Below are 17,990 nucleotides of genomic sequence, written 5' to 3' on the forward strand. Positions count from 1 at the left end.
CACTGGAGTCCTCATGCAGTCCGTGACCACCCGCTACCTCATGACGTGCGCCGCCATCGGCGCCGCCCTGGGCGTGCTGCTCATCCCGGCGAACTTCGCCAGCGCGCCGCTGGCCGCCGCCGCCCCCATGGCGTACGCGCCCATGGTCGGGCTGTGGATCATCGGGCCGGTGCTCGCGCTGGCGCTGATCCGCCGTCCGGGCGCGGCGGTGCTCACGTCGTTCGTGGCCGGCGTGGTGTCCTCCGCGTCCCCGGTGGGCGCCTGGTCGATCGTCACCTGCCTGATGGCGGGCGCCGCCGTCGAGATCGCCTTCCTGGTGACCCGCTACCGGGTGTGGAAGTCGTGGCTGTTCTACCTCGACGCGCTCGTGTTCGGGGCGTTGTACATCGCCTCCGGCTGGGCGGCGTTCAACATGGCGGCCATGTCGCCGGTCGTGCTCGTGGTGTTCGTCGCCCTCATGCTGGGCAGCTTCGTGGTGTGCACCGCCATCGGTCTGCTGCTCGCGCGGCGGCTCGCGAAGGCGGGCGTCGCCCGGGGCCTCACCCCTCGTCCCGTCGCCGCCTCGGCACCGGTGGCCTCCTGAGGTAGCCCTCCTGAGGTAGCACGGGCCGGCCGGCCGGGACGGCGGCCGGGGCCTACCGCGGCGTGCTGCGCCGGTCCGGCTCGTCGAACCCGGCCGGACGGCGCAGCGCGCGTTGCAGGTAGCGCACCTCACGGACGGCGACCCCGGCGCACAGGACGAACGGCAGCCAGGCCCAGGGCCGGCCCCGCAGGGCTGCGACCAGGGCGACCAGAGCCAGGAGCCCGGCGCCGACGACGGTCGCCACGCTCGCCCAGCGCACCGACCGCACCGCCGCCACCGCGTTCCTCAGCACCCCGCGAGGCTACCGCGTCCGCGACCGGGCGCGACGGCGGAGTACCGTGCGAGGGTGACTTCCACCGACACCACCGCCACCTCCGCACGACCCGTCGTCGACATCTACGTCGACCCCATGTGCCCCTTCGCGTGGGTGACCTCGCGCTGGGCCCTCGAGGTCGCGGAGCACCGCGACGTCGAGCTCACCTTCAAGCTGATGAGCCTCTACCTGCTCAACATCGACAAGGACATCCCCGCCGACTACCGCGAGCGCGTGCTGGCCGGCCGGGGGCCGGGCCGCGTCGCCGCCGCCGTGCAGACCGACCACGGCCCGCAGGCGCTCAGCCGGTACTACACCGCGTGGGGCACCCGCTGGCACGACCAGAAGAACAAGGACGTCGACGTCGTCGTCGCCGAGTCGCTCGCCGAGGCCGACCTGCCCGCCGAGCTCGCCGACGCCGCGACGTCGGACGCCTATGACGACGCGCTGAAGACGAGCCACCACGCCGGGATGGACCCCGTGGGCGACGAGGTCGGCACCCCCACGTTCCACGTGGACGGCGTCGCGTTCTTCGGCCCGGTCCTCACGCGCGTGCCGCGCGGCGAGGAGGCGGTCCGCCTGTTCGACGCCGCCGTGACGCTCGCGGGCAACCCGCACTTCTTCGAGCTCAAGCGCACGCGGACCGAGTCGCCGGTCCACGACTGAGGCGCACCCGCACCCACGCCTCGCCCCTCACCGGGCCCGCCCGGACAGAACCAGCCAGGAGCACCATGACCCTCGACCTTCGTGTCTTCACCGAGCCCCAGCAGGGCGCCTCGTACGACACCCAGCTCGCCGTGGCGAAGGCCGCCGAGACCCTCGGGTTCAGCGCGTTCTTCCGCAGCGACCACTACCTCGCCATGGGCGGCGACGGCCTGCCCGGCCCCACCGACGCCTGGACGACCCTCGCCGGACTGGCGCGCGACACGTCCACGATCCGGCTCGGCACGCTCGTGTCCTCGGCGACGTTCCGGCACCCGGGCGTCCTGGCGATCCAGGTCGCCCAGGTCGACGAGATGTCCGGCGGGCGCGTCGAGCTCGGTCTCGGCACCGGCTGGTTCGCCGCCGAGCACGCCGCCTACGGCATCCCCTTCCCGGACAAGCGGTTCGGCATGCTGACCGAGCAGCTGGAGATCCTCACCGGCCTGTGGGGCACCCCGGTGGGCGAGACGTTCGACTTCGCGGGCGAGCACTACACGCTGACCGACAGCCCCGCGCTGCCCAAGCCCGCCCAGGCGCAGGTGCCGATCATCGTGGGCGGCGGCGGCCCGCGCCGCACCCCGGCGCTCGCGGCCCGCTTCGCCACGGAGTACAACCAGGCGTTCCCGGAGGTCGACGCTGTCGGCCCGCGCATCACGGTCATCGAGGAGGCGTTGTCCGACGCCGGCCGCACGGCGGACTCGTTGACGCAGTCGGTCGCGCTGGTGCTGGCCGTGGGCGCCGACCCCGCGGAGTTCGAGCGACGTGCGGCGGCGATCGGCCGGGAGCCTGCCGAGCTGCGCGAGCACGGTGTGGCCGGCACGGTCGCGGAGGCCGTGGACCGGCTCGGGGCGCTGCGCGACGTCGGCGTCCAGCGGGTGTACCTGCAGGTCCTGGACCTGCAGGACCTGGACCACCTGGACCTGGTCGCCCGGGAGATCGCCCCGCAGCTCTGAGGTGCACCCGCGGGCGGCCCGGGAGGGGTCGAACCGCTGCCCGCGTGTGAACGCCGGGTTGCGGGCGGTGCACTCCGTGATTGCCGGCTGGTGGAGGTTTCGGCAGCAAGCGCTTAGAGGAGTGACAGGCGCCACAGGTGTGCTTACGTTGCTCTCAGACGAGGAAGTGGGTTCCCCAACGCGGGGGACCCACTTTCTGCGTCCTGGGGGCGACGTCCCCGATGTGCAGTGCAGTACCTGGAACGCACGTCGCAGCTCGCGAAAGGGACCTCACGATGACCACCCTCGACACCCGCGGCCGGGAGCTTCCGTTCCCCGTCGGTCCACCCTCGGAGCCGACCACCATCCAGGGCGACCCGCAGGCCGCCGCACGGCGGCGCGACGCGAACGCCGCCGCGCACTCGCCGTCCCTGATGCTCCTCATGCTGCTGGCCACCCTCGGTGCGGTCGCCTACGCCGTCTTCCTGCTCAACCCCGACAACCGCGGTGACCTGCTGCCGTACGTGCTCGTCGTCACCGCCGAGTCCGTGCTGCTCGGCCTGGCCCTGCTGGCCATGTGGACCGTGCTCTCCTCGGGCTACAACCCGCGCGACTTCGCCTACCACCAGGCCCGCGAACGCCTCTTCGACCCGCCGGAGATCCTGCGCGACGGCGCCACCGACGACCCGACGCGCTGGCGGCTGTTCCTCCAGGACCGGCCCGCCACGGTCGACATCTTCATCACCACGTGCGGCGAGGACCTCGACACGATCGCCACGACCGTGCGGGCCGCCGTGGCCGTGCACGGCGACCACCGCACCTGGGTGCTCGACGACGGCCGCAGCGACGACGTGCGGGACCTGGCGGCCACGCTCGGCGCCCGGTACATCCGCCGGCTGTCGAGCGGCGGGCAGAAGGCCGGGAACGTCAACCACGCGCTCAGCATCGCCAAGGGGGACTACTTCGTCATCCTCGACGCGGACTTCGTGCCGCGTCCGGAGCTCCTGACCGAGACCGTCCCGTTCTTCGTGCGCGACGACGTCGCGTTCGTCCAGTCGCCGCAGACGTACGGCAACATGGACTCGCTCATCTCCCGCGGCGCGGGGTACATGCAGGCCGTGTTCTACCGGTTCGTGCAGCCGGGCCGCAACCGATTCAACGCGGCGTTCTGCGTCGGCACCAACGTCGTGTTCCGCCGGGCGGCGATCGACGACATCGGGGGCATGTACACCGACTCCAAGTCCGAGGACGTGTGGACGTCGCTGCACCTCCACGAACGGGGCTGGCGCAGCATCTACGTCCCGCAGACGCTGGCGGTCGGGGACACCCCCGAGACGATCGTCGCCTACGCCAAGCAGCAGCTGCGCTGGGCGACGGGCGGCTTCGAGATCCTGCTGCAGCACAACCCGCTGTCCCCGCGACGCAACCTCACGATGGACCAGCGCCTGCAGTACTTCGTCACCTCGACGCACTACCTGTCGGGGATCGCGCCGCTGCTGCTCCTGCTCGTGCCGCCGCTGCAGATCTACCTGGACCTGACCCCGATGCGCCTGGACGTGTCCGTGGGCACGTGGGCGCTGTACTACCTGGGCTTCTACGGACTGCAGATCGCCCTGGCGTTCTTCACGCTCGGATCGTTCCGGTGGGAGGTGCTGCTGCTCGCCGCCGTGTCCTGGCCCATCTACGTCAAGGCCCTGTGGAACGCGCTGACGGGCAAGCAGCAGGCGTGGACCGTCACGGGCCGCGTCGGGGGTGCGACGTCACCGTTCGAGGTGATCGTGCCGCAGGTGCTGTGCTTCGTCTTCCTGCTGGTCACCTCCGTGGTGGGGGTGTGGAAGCACTGGGGCGACCCGGGCCTGCCCGGCCTCGCCGTGGCGTGGAACGTCACGAACACCGTCATCCTCGGCGGCTTCATGGTGACGGCGGTGCGCGAGCACCTCGTCGCCGTCGCCGAGCAGCGTGAGGTCCGCCGGGACGCGCGCCGCGCCACACGCCGCGCCACCGGCCGCACCACCCGCAGCACCACCCGCCGTGCCGACCGTCGTCGTACCCCTGTCACCTCCGGAGGTGCCGCATGACCTGGTCCACCCGCATCAAGCTCGCCGTCGGCGTCGTGGTGATCCTGGCGCTGTGCGCCACCCTGACGCTCGTGCTCAACCGCCGCCTCAGCCAGGCCACGTCCGCGCAGGCCACCATCGTGTCCGAGGAGATCTCCGTCGGCACCGACTACGCCGGCACCGTCGTGGAGTCGTTCGTCGAGGAGGGCGACGTGGTCGCCGAGGGCGACCCCGTGTTCACCATCCGCAGCCTCGTGCTCGCCCACGACCTGTCCATCGGGATGGTCTCGCGCGAGGCCGCCACCTACGAGGTCACCGACGACGGCGAGATGACGATCACCGCGCCGTCCGACGGCGTCGTGGCCGAGCTCGACGCGACGCCCGGCGGGTTCGTGCAGTCCGGCGAGGTGCTGGCGACCATGCAGCGCGAGGGCACCACGTACGTCGACGCCAAGCTGTTGCTCGACCCGGCGGACTTCGCCCGCATCGCGAAGGGCTCCTACGTCCGCATCGTGCTGCCCGACCAGTCCGAGCTGCCCGGCGAGGTCGCCTCCATCGCCGTGCAGAGCACCAGGAACGAGGCCGAGGCGACGATCAAGGTCACCAGCGCCTCGCTCGTCCAGCAGGCCGGTGAAGGGCTCGTCATGCCCGGCACCCCGGTGCAGGCGAGCGTCGCGCTGCGCGACGACGGCCCCCTCGCCGGACCGGACCTGGCCTTCCAGCGGTTCCTGCAGAGGATCGGCCTGTGACCCGCCGTCCCGGCGAGTCCCGCGCGCTCGGTGCCGCCGGCGCGCTCTGCGCCGTCGCCCTCGTGGCCGGCTGCTCGGCGAGCCCCGCACCCACCACCGCCGCCGCCGAGACGGCCACCGGCGTCGCGATGGCGGACGCGTCCGCCCCGGACGTCGACCCCACCGTGCTGCCCGAGGCCGACGGACCGGACGTGCCGATGCGCCTCGCACCCGGCCTGTCGCCGCCCACCAACCGGTGGTTCTCCGGACTGGTGTTCGGCGACGTGCCGCAGCCCGTCTTCCCCCTGCCGATCTCCGTGGGGCTCACCGCCTCGGGGTTCACCTACGGGCTGCCGCAGGTCCGCACCGACGGCTCCCTGATCGCCGGGGCGCACACCCCCCAGGTGCAGGCCGACCTCGGCGAACCGGTCACCGGCGTCGTGGTCGGCTACGACGCCGCCACCGTGGCCGTCGACCTCGTCGCCGGGGACGACACCGTGCTGGGCCACCTGCGGCTGACCCGCGGGTCGCCCGTGCTGAGCCTCACCGCCACCGGGGACCGCGACCTGACCCTCGGGCCCGCCTTCACCGCCGCCACGGGCGACCTGCCCGACGACGTCGCCGTCACGACGATCGACGGCCGCGACCACGTCCTGGTCGGCGCCGACGGGCTCGACGTCACCACCGCGCTCTCCCAGGACGGCACCACCCTGGCGCTCGCCGACGGCGACACGGTCTCCTGGCTGCCCGCCCCCGACGACGCCACGGCGCTCGGCGACCTCGTCGACGCCGCGCGGGACACCGTGACCTCGTCGGAGGTCGCGCACGAGACCGGCGACGACTCGGTGACCACCTCGGTCACGTACGCCACCGCGGGCGGCGGGGACGCCGTCGTCGTGCGCTGGCCGCACCAGCGTGACGCCGCCGACTCCGCGACCTGCGGCCTGGGCTCGTACGCGACGGTGCTGGGCACGGTGGACGTGTGCCTCGCCTCCACGCTCGGCTGGCGCTCGCCCGGGCAGGCCCCCGCACCCGACCTGGACGTCTCCGGGCTGGGCGAGGACGAGCGCGACGAGCTGGCCGACCAGGTCCGCGCCGACGCCGCCGAGGTGCTGGCCGAGGTCCGGCCCGCCGACACCTACTTCGGCGGCAAGGCGCTCGCGCGGGACACGAACCTGTGGATGCTGGCCCGCGACCTGGGCCTCGACGCCGTCGCCGCGGACCTGCACGACAGCGTGACGGCCGACCTGCTGACCTGGGCGGAGCCCGAGGGCTGTGCCGAGCGGGCCGAACGCTGCTTCACCTTCGACCCGCAGCTGCGCACCGTCGTCGGGCAGGCGGCCTCCTTCGGGTCCGACGAGGGCAACGACCACCACTTCCACTACGGGTACTTCCTGTACGCGGCAGGCGTGCTCGCCGCCGACGACCCGGACCTCGCCGCCCAGGTCGCCCCGGTGCTCGACCTGCTCGCGGCCGACGTCGCCGCCGCCGCGGACGTGCCCGTCGACGGTGGTGCCCCCCTGCCCGCCCTGCGGGTCATGGACGTCGTGATGGGGCACTCGTGGGCCTCGGGGACCTCGCCGTTCGCGGACGGCAACAACCAGGAGTCGTCGTCGGAGGCGGTGTCCGCCTGGCACGGGCTGGCGCTGTGGGCCGACGCGAGCGGCAACGACCCGCTGGCCGACCAGGCGCTCTGGATGCTCGCCCTCGAGGCGTCCTCCGCGCGGGCCTACTGGACCGACTTCGACACCGCGGACCCGGTCACCGAAGGGCTGGACGCCTCGGTCACGTCGCTGGTGTGGGACGGCAAGCGCGAGCGGGCCACGTGGTTCTCCGCGGAGCAGAGCGCCGCGCTGGGGATCCTCGTGCTGCCCGTCACCGGGATCTCCACCTACCTGGGAGACGACCCCGAGCGCGTGCGCGTCAACCTCGTCGAGGCGCTCGGCACCGACGACCTGTGGCAGGACGGCGCGACGTGGGACGTGATGTTCGGCGACCAGCTCCTCATGTACGCGGGGCTGCTGGGCGCCGAGGACGCGGCGTCGGCGCTCGACGTCGCCCGGGACCTGCCCGCCGAGCGCATCGACGACGGGTCGACCCGCGCCTGGATGCTGGCCTGGCTGATGACCCGGGCGGGGTAGTGCCCGGGACTACTCGGGTGCCACCTCGGTGACGTCGGCGTCGGGCTCGCGGCCCAGGCCGTACTCCCGCTCGACGGGGGTGAGCTGGTCGGCGGGCAGGCAGCCCGGCAGGTTCTCCATCGGCTCGCCCGCGGCGAGCGGGACCTGGTCCTCGGGGAGGGGCTCGACCCACTCGGGGCCGACGACGAGGTCCACGACGCCGCCCTCGCGGTCGTCCAGGATGAGCTCGATGTCACCGAACTGCGCCGCGAGCGTGTACGCCTCGGCGACACCGGTGAGGCCGTAGCGGATCTCCGAGGTTCCGACGATCAACCGGGAGAAGTCGCCCGTGTCACGGATGTCGAAGCCGCGGTCGGCGAGCACGTCCTCGTTGGCGCCGGCGAGGGCGAACCGGGGGTCGGCCCCGTTGTAGACGCGCACCCGGACGTCCTCGTACGGGACGGGCGGGGTGCCGTCCGCGGTCTCGGGCAGGCAGACCGGCTGCATGGTCGCGGTGGGCGGGCTGGGGGACTTGATCGGCTCGGAGAAGGGCGCGGTGATCGTGCCCGAGTAGATCGCCGCGGCCCCGAGGCCGGCGATCACCAGGAATGCGATCAGGACCCCGAAGACCACGGCCTGCCGTTCGTGCTTGCGGCGACGGCGAGAGACCCGTACGGGGTCCTGGGCTGGTGTGGTCACGCGACGAAACTACCCGAGTTCGCCGAAATCAGAGGGGTCAACTCACGGTGAGGACACGTGCGTGCAGGATGGGGCGCTGCTGCAGCGCGGCGCGCACGGCCCGGTGCAGTCCGTCCTCCAGGTAGAGGATGCCGCGGTACTCCACGACGTGGGCGAAGAGGTCGCCGAAGAACGTCGAGTCGTCGGCGAGCAGGGCCCCCAGGTCGAGGTTGCGCTTGGTGGTGACGAGCTCGTCGAGGCGCACCTGGCGCGGCGGGACGTCGGACCAGTTGCCGCTGGCGTCGCGTCCGTGGTCCGGGTACGGGCGCCCTTCACCTACGGCCTTGAAGATCATGGCTGCCATCGTAGGGGCAGCGGCAGCCCGACCGGGTGAATTATCTTCAAGAGGCGATGACGATACGGCCACGTATTCTGTCGAGACGTCATCCGTCGGTCGATCCTAGGTCAGGCGCGGTCACGAGCGTCACAAGGGGGGCGGCGGCGCCGTGCAGCTCCAGCACCACGACCTCTTCACCGGAACCTCGCACGAGCGGCCCGGGCACGTACAGCGTCCGGGCCGGACCCGCGCCGGTGTGACGGCCCAGGCAGAAGCCGTTGAACCAGACCACCCCCCGGGTCCAGCCGTCCAGGCGCAGGAACAGGTCGACGCCCGCCGCGACCCGGCCCGACGGGACCTCGCCGTGCGCCAGGACCGGGCCGGCCACGGGTCGCGTCGTCGCCGGAGCGTGCGGAGCCGGGTCGTCGTGAACGGGGTCGTCCTGCGCCGGACCGTGGGTCGGTGCGGCGCGCAGCGCGTCCGCCACCGCGGGGTCCAGCGCGTCGTCGACGTCGAACCGCAACGGTCGCACCTCCCACGCCGTGAGCTCGCGCCGAGCCGTCCGGACCGGCCCGACGACGCCCTTGGCCTCGCCGATGCGCGGCCCGTAGTTCACGCGGCCCTGGTCCTCGACCAGCAGCGTCAGGGTTCCCGCGCGCGGCGGCAGCGCGACGGCGAACGCGTGCGTGGTGCGGTCCAGCACGCCGACGGGGGAGTCGTCCAGGAACACGATCGCGCGGTCGCGCACCTCGTCGACCACCAGCACGGCGTCGTCGGCCGAGACCTGCGTGCGGTACTGCACGAACCCGTCCCACGCGCCGACGTCGTCGTGCGACGGCAGCCGGTCGGCGGCGGTCCACGGGCCCAGCAGGTCGTCGACGTCGGTGAGGCGCAGGGTGCGCGCGAGCGCCACCGGCACGTCGACGCCGCCGGAACCGCCGTCGACGGCGGCGGGTGCCGGGCTCGCGGATGCCGCGGGCGCCGGGCTCGCGGGCGCTGGGCCGGCCCCGGGGCGGGGCGCGTACCGGGCGATCACGTCACGCAGCGCCGCGTACTTCGGCGTCGGGGCGCCGTGCTCGGCCAGGGGGGCGTCGTAGTCGTAGGACGTCGTGACGGGCAGGTAGGTGCCCTGGTGGTTGGCGCCGGAGGTGAGACCGAAGTTGGTGCCGCCGTGGAACATGTAGAGGTTCACCGAGGCGCCGGCCGCGAGGAGGTCGTCGAGGTCCCGGGCGACGGCGACAGGGTCGGTGACGTGGTGGGGCTGACCGACGGTGTCGAACCAGCCGTTCCAGTACTCCATGCACATCAGCGGCCCGTCCGGCTGGTGGCGTCGCAGGGTGGCGAGCCGTTCGGTGCTGCGTGAGCCGAAGTTCGCCGTCGTCAACAGCTCGGGCAGCGAGCCCGCCGCGAGATGGTGGTCGTTCGCCTGGTCGGAGGTGAACAGCGGGACGTCGATCCCGAGGTCGCGCAGCATCGCGGCGAGCGTGCGCAGGTAGCGGCGGCGCTCCTCGACGGGGTCCGTGCCGTAGGCGCCGTACTCGTTCTCCACCTGGACCATGAGCACGGGGCCGCCGCGGGATGCCTGCCGGGGCGCGAGGATCGGCGCGAGCGACGCGTAGTACTCGCCGATCGCCGCCAGGAAGCGTGGTTCTGCGCGTCGCACCCCGACGTCCGGGTCGGCGAACAGCCAGGCGGGAAGCCCGCCGCCGGTCCACTCGGCGCAGATGTACGGCCCGGGGCGCACGATGGCGTGCAGGCCCTCGGCGGCGACCAGGTCGAGGAACCTGCCCAGGTCGCGGCGGCCGTCGGTGCGGAACGTGCCGGGGTCGGGGGAGTGGAGGTTCCAGGCGACGTACGTCTCGACGGTGTTGAGGCCCATCGCGCGGGCCTTGCGCAGGCGGTCCGCCCACTGGTCGGGGTGGACGCGGAAGTAGTGCAGGGCGCCGCTGATGATCTGCAGGGGCTCGCCGTCGAGGAGGAAGTCTTCGGCACCGATGTCGAAGGAGCGCATGAACCGATTCAATCATGGACGTCGTGCCCTGGAACGACGTTGACGTCGAACCTGCTCGGGTGTTCGATGAAAGGACGCCATGTGCAGCGGTCGCCACCGCTCTTCGACGGGCCGGCGTCGACGGTCACGTCCACACACGCTTCAGAGACGTGTTCAGCCGTTCAGTTCCGCAGCGCCCGGAGGGCGAGGACCGATGAATGAGCTACTCGTGGCCAGGATGACCACCTATATCCACCCCGCACTGCACTGCTACTTCCGTCCGTGCTTCGATCCGGACGACTTCGAACCCCCGATCCCCCCCGACCTCTTTCCCTTCCCGTGGCCGGAATCTCATGGTGGACCGCTGCCGGACCCTTGGGGATCACGCGGTGGACGGCGCGACGACGATCGACGTCTGCAGTTCTCGGTGGTTCAGCTGGCGATGCGTCTCGCCGATGCCGCGTCGGTGGTGCAGGCGCAGTCAGGTACCGGGCATGAGTTCTTGCGTTCGGTCATGGATGACGGATGGGGGATCGAAGGCCGCCCGCCCGGTCTCGTCCTGCCGGCTGGATGGTGGCGGCTCGTTCCGTGGGAGAGGCCCCCACGGCCGCAGGAGGACGTTCACCTACGACTCGGCGCTGCCCTGGTCGCCGGCGGACTCACCTTCGAGGCGATGGCACGGACGATCCGGCTGCCTGAGCTGCAGGAGGCCCTGAGAGAGGCGGCGGTGCGGTCGATCGAGGCGGCCTCCATCGACGAGTAGGGAGAGTCGACGCGGGCGGGTCAGCGACGCAGGTCGCGTCGCATCAGCACGCGCGGGAACCCGTTGAGGACCGACGACGTGTCGGCGGCCCAGGTGAAACCGGCGTCGGCGAACATCGCCCTGGTGCCGACGTACGCCATCGTCAGATCGACCCGTTCGGTGCCGTTGTCGACCGGGTAGGCCTCCACGACGGGCGCCCCCGCGGCGCGGGCGAACTCGACCGCTCCCTCGATCAGCGGACGGGTCAGCCCCTGCTTGCGGTGCCCGGGGCGAACGCGCACGCACCACAGCGACCAGACGGGCAGGTCGTCGACGTGCGGGATCTTGCGGTTGGTCGCGAACGAGGTGTCCGACCGCGGGTGGATCGCGGCCCAGGCCACCGGCTCGCTGCCGTCGTACGCGATGACGCCCGGCGCGGGATCCTCGGCGCACAGCTCGCGGACCCGGTCCGCGCGTGCCGTCCCGCGCAGGTCCTGGTTCTCGGCCGAGCCGATCCGGTAGCTCAGGCAGAAGCAGACGTTCGCGCCCGGGCGCTTCGGGCCGACGAGGGTCCGTACGTCGTCGTACGTGCTCGCCGGCCGGACCTCGATGTCCGTGCTCATGGGTCCCTCCTGGAGGGCTTGCCTGGAGAACTCGTCATTCCAACGTACCTCTGCACGCCCCGGGTGGGTGCGTCGGGCGAGAGCCGTGGGGGTGGGCCCGCGGGCCGAGCCGTCGGCGGGCGCCAAAAGGCCCCGGGAACCTTGCGGTTCCCGGGGCCTTCTCGGCGGAGGATGGGGGATTCGAACCCCCGAGGGCGTGAACCCAACACGCTTTCCAAGCGTGCGCCATAGGCCGCTAGGCGAATCCTCCTCTGGTGCCGCCCACAGCACGTCTGCGCAGGCAACCTGAGAAGGATAGCCGACACCGGGCCCCGACTTCGAATCGGCCGGATGTGAGGTGCGCGACCCGACGACGTCGGCGGTTTCGGGTTGGCGGCAGGTCTCCGTTAGGGTGGGGGCAGACCCCTCGTGCGGCACCATCTCGCCGAACTCCCCCAGGGCCGGAAGGCAGCAAGGGTAAGTGAGCTCTGGTGGGTGTGCGAGGGGTCCTCTCTTTGCCCAGAAGGGGTCCGAGGGCCGCTTCACGAGTGGCGTCCCTCACACCATCTCGCGATATGAGCGCGCCTATGTCCGCGATGCGAGATTTCACCGTGGGTGAGTTGGTGAACCGCGAATCCGCGTGATCGCCTGGGGCCATGACCCGCCACGCCTCCCGCACACCGAGCAGCGCGCCCATGGCCGCGCCCTGCGCCCTGTGCTGTCGGGCGTGCCTCGCGGGGCGAATGTGCGTCGTCCGCTGACCTGCTGCTGACCGCACGACGACGGCACCGCCGTCGTCCCGGCCCGGTTCGCCGGGCACACCCGCGCTCGCCCCGCGCTGATGGCCGTGGCTGCCGCACCACCCTGCCTCGGGCACCACCCTGCCCATCCGCGAAAGGACCCACCATGTCCCGCTACGCCGCCCGCCCCGCCGCCCGCCCCGCCGCCCGGACCGCCGTTCGCACCACCGTGCGCACCGCCACCCGCGCCGGGATCGCGCTCGCCGCCGTCGCGCTCACCCTCACCGCCTGCGCAGCCCCCGGCAGCGACGTCGCCGCCGAGGGCTCGGCCGCCGGGTCCGCCGAGGACCCGATCCGCATCGGCGTCGTCTCCTCCGGCGAGGACTACTGGACCACGTTCACCGAGGCCGCCGAGGCCGAGGGCATCGCCGTCGAGATCGTGAACTTCTCCGACTACCAGCTGCCCAACCAGGGGCTCACCGACGGCGACCTGGACCTCAACCAGTTCCAGCACCTGCAGTTCCTGGCCGGCTACAACGTGGCCTCGGGCAGCGACCTCACCCCGATCGGGGCCACCGCCGTCTACCCCCTCGCCCTGTACTCGGCCACCCACGGCTCCGTCGAGGAGATCCCCGAGGGCGGCGAGGTCGCCATCCCCAACGACGACACCAACCAGGCGCGCGCCCTGCTGGTGCTCCAGGAGGCCGGACTCGTCACGCTGGAGGACGGCGGCAACTCGTTCTCCACGCCGTCCGACGTGATCGCCGAGTCCTCGAAGGTCACCGTCACGCCCGTCGACGCCGCCCAGACGGCGCTCGCGCTGCAGGACGTCGACGCCTCCATCATCAACAACGACTTCGTCGGCGAGGCCGGGCTCACGTCCGACGACGCGATCTACTCCGACGACCCCGACGCCTCCGCGGCCGAGCCGTACATCAACATCTGGGTGTCCCGTGCGCAGGACGCCGACGACGAGACGCTCAACCAGCTCGTGGACATCTACCACTCTCCGGAGGTCACCGAGGGTGTGCTCGAGGCGTCCGGCGGGACCGGCGTCATCAAGGACAACGACGCCGCCGACCTGCAGGGCATCCTCGACGAGATCGAGACCGACCTCGCCGCACAGTGACCGCTGCCCTCCCCGCCAGGCAGCAACCGCCCCGCGAGGTGGCACCGGAGGCACTGCTCCCGTGCCACCTCGCGGGCCGTCGAACAGGAGAGTCGTGAGCGAGCCCATCATCAGCTTCCGCGAGGCCACGAAGGTCTTCGCGTCCCGGGGCAGGGACGTCGAGGTGCGCGCCGTCGAGAGCGTCACGCTCGACGTCCGTGCGGGGAGATCTTCGGCGTCATCGGGTACTCCGGTGCCGGCAAGTCCACCCTGGTGCGGCTGGTCAACGCCCTGGAGGTGCCGACGAGCGGCGCCGTCGTCGTCGACGGCGTCGACCTGACCGGACTGTCCGAGGCCCGTCTGCGCCCCGTCCGCGCCGGGATCGGCATGATCTTCCAGCAGTTCAACCTGCTCTCGTCGCGCACGGTGACGGGCAACGTCGCCTACCCGCTCGAGGTCGCCGGGTGGTCCCGGGCCCGCCGTCGTGAGCGGGTGCGCGAGCTGCTCGACTTCGTCGGCATCGCCGACAAGGCCGACGTCCACCCGTCGCAGCTGTCCGGCGGGCAGAAGCAGCGCGTCGGCATCGCCCGGGCGCTGGCGACCGACCCGAAGATCCTCCTCGCCGACGAGGCGACGTCGGCCCTCGACCCGGAGACCACTGCCGACGTCCTCGGGCTGCTCCAGCGCGTCAACCGTGAGCTCGGCATCACCGTCGTGGTCATCACGCACGAGATGGACGTGGTGCGCTCCATCTGTCACCGCGTCGCGGTGATGGAGCGTGGCCGGGTCGTCGAGCTCGGCGACACCTACCAGGTCTTCAGCGCCCCTCGCGAGCCGGTGACGCGCCGGTTCGTGTCCACCGCGCTCAAGGACCGGCCGTCGGCGGCCGTGCTCGGCCGGCTCCGCGAACGGCATCCCGGTCGCCTCGTCACCGTCGGGGTCGACGACGTGAACGGCTCGTCCGCGCGCGTCGCCCACGTGCTGCGCGAGCACGACGTCGACGGCACCGTGGTGTTCGGCGGCATCACCGAGGTGGCCGAGCGTCCCTACGGTTCGCTGACGCTTGAGCTCGTCGGCGCCGACGCCGCGGTGGGGTCGGCGGTGGCGGGCCTGCGGGCCGTCACGGACCTCGCCGACCACGGGACCGTGCGCGCTCCGCGTGACGAGACCACCGCCGTCGTGCCGCGCACGGTCGGCGCCGTGGAAGGGGGCGTCCTGTGAGCACCGACTGGGCCCGGCTCGGGCCGCTGCTGTGGGAGGCGTTCCTGCAGACGTGGTGGATGGTGGGCATCGCGATCGTGGTGGGCGGGTTCTTCGGCCTGCTGATCGGCCTCGGCCTCTACCTGTCGAGGCCGGGGAACCTGCTGGCCCACCGGGGCGTGTTCGCCGTGATCGACGTGGCCGTGAACATCGTGCGGCCGATCCCGTTCATCATCTTCCTCGTCGCGCTGGGGCCGGTGACGAGGACGGTCGTGGGCTCCACGATCGGCATCGAGGCGTTCACGTTCGCGATGTGCGTGATGGCGTCGTTCGTGTTCGCGCGCCTCGTGGAGCAGAACCTGGTGTCCATCGACCCGGGGGTGGTCGAGGCGGCACGCGCCATGGGTGCGTCCCCGTTGCGGATCGTGCGCACCGTGCTGATCCCCGAGGCGCTGTCGCCGCTGATCCTCGGGTACACGTTCCTGTTCGTCGGGGTGCTCGACATGTCGGCCATCGCGGGGTACCTGGGCGGTGGCGGGCTGGGCGACTTCGCCATCGTGCACGGCTACCGGCAGTACGACTGGGCGACGACGGCGATCGTCGTGGTGATCATCATCGTGATCGTGCAGGTGGTCCAGGGGCTGGGGAACCTGCTGGCGCGGCGGGCGCAGCACCGCTGACCCGCCCGGCGGCGCGGATCCTCCTGCTCCCGCGGGGCGCGGAGCGTGAGGATCGGCGTCGCCGGTGCGCCCGGAGCGGGTGAGGACCGTCTTGACGGGCAACTGGTTCCTCCCTACTCTGAATCCATTCAACGCGGGGAAAGGCTTTCCCAGTGCCGACCACGGCGGTCGGACGGAACGGACCGGGTGAGGACCGCCTCGCCCATACATCGATGGAGATGAGGAGGGGCCATGACGGCCACGTCGACGACCGCAACGGTCGACACCAGCGCACGCACGATGCCCCGCTGGTACGAGACGGTCGACACCATCGTGTTCGCCGGGGTCCTCAACCTGCTCCTGATCGTCTTCACCCTCGCGGGCGGCGTCGTCCTCGGCTGGGCACCTGCCCTCGCAGCAGCCGCCGCCTGCAGCCGTGACCGGCTCCGCGGCCGCCGCGTGCTGCCCGTGCGAGCCTTCGCCCGCGCCTGGGCCCGCGGCTTCCTGCACGCCAACCTCCTCACCGCCCCCGCCGCCGTCACCCTCGCCCTGCTCGCCACCAGCCACCTGGCGCTGCAGGGCACGGCCCCGGCGCTGCTGGTGGTGGGCCTCGCCGTCGTCGCCGCGCTCTGCGTGCTGCACGTCCTGCTCACCCTGACCATGGACGCCCACTACGACCTGCGTCGCCGCGACTGCGTGCGCCTCGCCTGGGCCTTCATGATCCGGTTCCCCGGCGCGCCGCTCCTGCTGGCCGCCACGACCGCGCTCGCCGTCGTCGTCACCGCGATGGTCCCCGGCCTGCTGCCCGTCATCTCCCTCGGCGCCTGGGTGTACCTCTGCACCGCGCTGAGCCTGTCCTTCTACGCCGCCAACGACCGGAACGTGACGGCCACGACCCCCGAGTGATCGACGACGACGCTCGAACGAAAGGAAGACACCATGCGCATCCGACGTCTGGCACCGCTGGCGGCCCTCGCCGCCGGCAGCCTCGTCCTGACCGCCTGCAGCGGCGGCGACACCGAGGGCGGCGGCTCCGACGGTGCGGCCCTCGAGTCGCTCACCGTCATGTCGCCCTACTTCTCCGCCGTCCCGCCGGAGGACGACGACGCCGTCGGCGCGGCGCTCGCCGACCTGGTGGGCATGCCGCTCGACGTGCAGTGGGTGCCGAACGCGGAGTACGGCGAACGCACCAACGTGGTCCTCGCCGGTGACAACATCCCCGACGTCATGGTCGTCCAGGGCAAGGACCAGAGCTTCGTCTCCACCGCCGAGGCCGGCGGCTTCTGGGACCTCACCGAGTACCTCGCCTCCGGCGAGTACCCCCACCTGGTCCCGGAGACGCCGGAGGTCCAGGAGGCCGCCAGCGTCAACGGCAAGGTGTACGGCATCTACCGGGCGCGCGACGTCATCCGAACCTGCGTGATCATCCGCAAGGACTGGCTGGCGAACCTCGGCCTCGACGTGCCGGAGACCACCGACGACCTCATGGAGATCGCCAAGGCCTTCACCGAGGACGACCCCGACGGCAACGGCGAGGACGACACGTACGGCCTGATCGTGCCGCAGTGGCCCGGCGGCATCGGGTCGTCCAGCCCCTACGACACGCTCGAGGTCTGGCACGGCGCCGGCAACGTCTGGAAGGACGACGGCGGCGAGCTCGTCCCCACGTTCACCACCCCGGAGTGGAAGGAGGCCGTGGAGTACGAGCGCGAGCTCGTCGACGGCGGCTACATCAACTCCGACTACGCCACCATGGACCCCGCCACCTGGAACGAGCCGTTCCTCAACGGCAAGGGCGGCATCATCATCGACGTCCAGTCCCGCGCCTCGCAGCTCGCCGGGCTCTTCAAGGACGAGGACCCGGACACCTACGACGAGAAGGTCGAGCTCGTCGGCCAGCTCGAAGGCCCCCACGGGACCTACGCCCTGCCCACGGCGGGCTACTCCGGCTTCCTCGCGATCCCGAAGACCAACGTCCGGACCGAGGAGCAGCTCGAGCAGGTGCTGAAGGTGCTCGACACCCTCAACACCAAGGAGGGCCAGGACCTGATCACCAACGGCATCGAGGGCGAGACGTACACCGTCGAGGACGGCTACGCCGTCGTGCCGCCGGAGCAGGCCGAGTACCAGGAGCAGGTCGCCGGATCGTGGGCGCAGCTCGGCATGAACGTGCCCGGCACGCTGAACTACCTCCCCGAGCCGGAGACGGAGTACGACCAGGAGCTCGCCCAGGAGCGCCTCGACCTCCAGGCCGAGGACCTGCAGAACGCGGTCTTCAACCCGGCCGCCCCGCTGATCTCCGAGACGTACATGAGCCAGGGCGCCCAGCTCGACCTCATCGTGGCGGACGCCCGCGTGCAGTACCTCGCCGGGCAGATCGACGAGGCCGGGCTCGACGCGGCGATCCAGCGCTGGCGCGAGACCGGTGGCGATCAGGTCACCACCGAGATCAACGAGCTCTACGCCGAGCTCGGCTGACGTGGGTGCCGGGCGGCCGCA

Annotated in this window: 16 protein-coding genes, 1 tRNA gene, 1 other RNA gene and 1 pseudogene; 13 read left to right on the forward strand and 6 right to left on the reverse strand. The window is 72.0% G+C overall.

Translation table 11 applies throughout. The annotated features are described in order from the left end of the window. The first annotated feature begins 13 nt into the window (after window positions 1–13). On the forward strand, window positions 14–583 hold the full coding sequence (locus tag ACNHYB_RS13035) for an ECF transporter S component (protein ID WP_418275771.1): 570 nt from the start codon (window positions 14–16) through the stop codon (window positions 581–583). A gap of 52 nt (window positions 584–635) precedes the next feature. Here the strand turns inward: ACNHYB_RS13035 and ACNHYB_RS13040 are convergent, their stop codons facing one another. Further along, window positions 636–875, reverse strand: coding sequence for a hypothetical protein (locus tag ACNHYB_RS13040; RefSeq protein WP_418275772.1), 240 nt, complete (start codon window positions 873–875; stop codon window positions 636–638). A 117-nt stretch (window positions 876–992) separates the two neighbouring features. On the opposite strand from ACNHYB_RS13040, the gene ACNHYB_RS13045 reads away from it, so the two are divergent. The 5 genes from ACNHYB_RS13045 (at window position 993) to ACNHYB_RS13065 (ending at window position 7,456) form a co-directional block, all read left to right on the forward strand. Beyond that, window positions 993–1,562 (forward strand): disulfide bond formation protein DsbA, encoded by a 570-nt coding sequence (locus tag ACNHYB_RS13045; RefSeq protein WP_418278051.1) that lies wholly within the window; start codon window positions 993–995, stop codon window positions 1,560–1,562. A 65-nt stretch (window positions 1,563–1,627) separates the two neighbouring features. Beyond that, window positions 1,628–2,551: an LLM class F420-dependent oxidoreductase gene (locus ACNHYB_RS13050; RefSeq protein WP_418275773.1), complete on the forward strand. Its 924-nt coding sequence runs from the start codon at window positions 1,628–1,630 to the stop codon at window positions 2,549–2,551. Between the two features lie 275 nt (window positions 2,552–2,826). Next, window positions 2,827–4,608 carry a glycosyltransferase gene (locus tag ACNHYB_RS13055; RefSeq protein WP_418275774.1) on the forward strand — a complete coding sequence of 594 codons (1,782 nt, stop codon included), beginning with the start codon at window positions 2,827–2,829 and terminating at the stop codon, window positions 4,606–4,608. Continuing rightward, a complete protein-coding gene (locus ACNHYB_RS13060) occupies window positions 4,605–5,336 on the forward strand; it encodes an HlyD family efflux transporter periplasmic adaptor subunit (RefSeq protein WP_418275775.1) in 732 nt (243 codons plus the stop codon). Before ACNHYB_RS13055 ends, ACNHYB_RS13060 begins: the two co-directional genes overlap by 4 nt. Further along, window positions 5,333–7,456, forward strand: a complete 2,124-nt coding sequence (locus ACNHYB_RS13065) for a glycosyl hydrolase (RefSeq protein WP_418275776.1) — start codon at window positions 5,333–5,335, stop codon at window positions 7,454–7,456. The genes ACNHYB_RS13060 and ACNHYB_RS13065 overlap by 4 nt, the downstream gene beginning before the upstream one ends. A 9-nt stretch (window positions 7,457–7,465) precedes the next feature. On the opposite strand, the gene ACNHYB_RS13070 is transcribed toward ACNHYB_RS13065, so the two are convergent. From ACNHYB_RS13070 to ACNHYB_RS13080, 3 genes are all read right to left on the reverse strand, one after another. Next, complete coding sequence (locus ACNHYB_RS13070) at window positions 7,466–8,134, reverse strand: LytR C-terminal domain-containing protein (protein ID WP_418275777.1); 669 nt, start codon at window positions 8,132–8,134, stop codon at window positions 7,466–7,468. 37 nt (window positions 8,135–8,171) lie between these two features. Next, complete coding sequence (locus tag ACNHYB_RS13075) at window positions 8,172–8,468, reverse strand: type II toxin-antitoxin system VapB family antitoxin (protein ID WP_418275778.1); 297 nt, start codon at window positions 8,466–8,468, stop codon at window positions 8,172–8,174. Between the two features lie 88 nt (window positions 8,469–8,556). Further along, a complete protein-coding gene (locus ACNHYB_RS13080; protein ID WP_418275779.1) occupies window positions 8,557–10,461 on the reverse strand; it encodes a glycoside hydrolase family 35 protein in 1,905 nt (634 codons plus the stop codon). Between the two features lie 208 nt (window positions 10,462–10,669). On the opposite strand from ACNHYB_RS13080, the gene ACNHYB_RS13085 reads away from it, so the two are divergent. Next, on the forward strand, window positions 10,670–11,203 hold the full coding sequence (locus ACNHYB_RS13085) for a hypothetical protein (protein WP_418275780.1): 534 nt from the start codon (window positions 10,670–10,672) through the stop codon (window positions 11,201–11,203). A gap of 20 nt (window positions 11,204–11,223) precedes the next feature. Here the strand turns inward: ACNHYB_RS13085 and ACNHYB_RS13090 are convergent, their stop codons facing one another. Together ACNHYB_RS13090 and ACNHYB_RS13095 are read right to left on the reverse strand one after the other, a co-directional pair. Continuing rightward, window positions 11,224–11,805 carry a GNAT family N-acetyltransferase gene (locus ACNHYB_RS13090; protein ID WP_418275781.1) on the reverse strand — a complete coding sequence of 194 codons (582 nt, stop codon included), beginning with the start codon at window positions 11,803–11,805 and terminating at the stop codon, window positions 11,224–11,226. A 165-nt stretch (window positions 11,806–11,970) separates the two neighbouring features. Beyond that, a tRNA-Ser gene (locus ACNHYB_RS13095) sits at window positions 11,971–12,055 on the reverse strand. Between the two features lie 147 nt (window positions 12,056–12,202). On the opposite strand from ACNHYB_RS13095, the gene ffs reads away from it, so the two are divergent. From ffs to ACNHYB_RS13125, 6 genes and pseudogenes are all read left to right on the forward strand, one after another. After that, an RNA gene (gene ffs, locus ACNHYB_RS13100) (signal recognition particle sRNA small type) lies at window positions 12,203–12,299 on the forward strand. A 391-nt stretch (window positions 12,300–12,690) separates the two neighbouring features. Further along, entirely contained in the window at window positions 12,691–13,653 is a 963-nt protein-coding gene (locus ACNHYB_RS13105) for a MetQ/NlpA family ABC transporter substrate-binding protein (protein WP_418275782.1), read from the forward strand. Between the two features lie 94 nt (window positions 13,654–13,747). Next, window positions 13,748–14,853: pseudogene (locus ACNHYB_RS13110) on the forward strand (methionine ABC transporter ATP-binding protein). A gap of 59 nt (window positions 14,854–14,912) precedes the next feature. Further along, the gene (locus ACNHYB_RS13115; RefSeq protein ID WP_418278052.1) at window positions 14,913–15,512 is read left to right on the forward strand and encodes a methionine ABC transporter permease; all 600 of its coding nucleotides are present in this window, start codon (window positions 14,913–14,915) and stop codon (window positions 15,510–15,512) included. Window positions 15,513–15,743: 231 nt separating this feature from the next. After that, window positions 15,744–16,397, forward strand: a complete 654-nt coding sequence (locus ACNHYB_RS13120) for a DUF624 domain-containing protein (protein WP_418275783.1) — start codon at window positions 15,744–15,746, stop codon at window positions 16,395–16,397. Between the two features lie 33 nt (window positions 16,398–16,430). Next, window positions 16,431–17,969 carry an extracellular solute-binding protein gene (locus ACNHYB_RS13125; RefSeq protein ID WP_418275784.1) on the forward strand — a complete coding sequence of 513 codons (1,539 nt, stop codon included), beginning with the start codon at window positions 16,431–16,433 and terminating at the stop codon, window positions 17,967–17,969. The last annotated feature ends 21 nt before the right edge of the window (window positions 17,970–17,990 follow it).

It is taken from the genome of Isoptericola jiangsuensis (assembly GCF_048320105.1).
Taxonomy (GTDB): Bacteria; Actinomycetota; Actinomycetes; order Actinomycetales; family Cellulomonadaceae; genus Isoptericola; species Isoptericola jiangsuensis_A.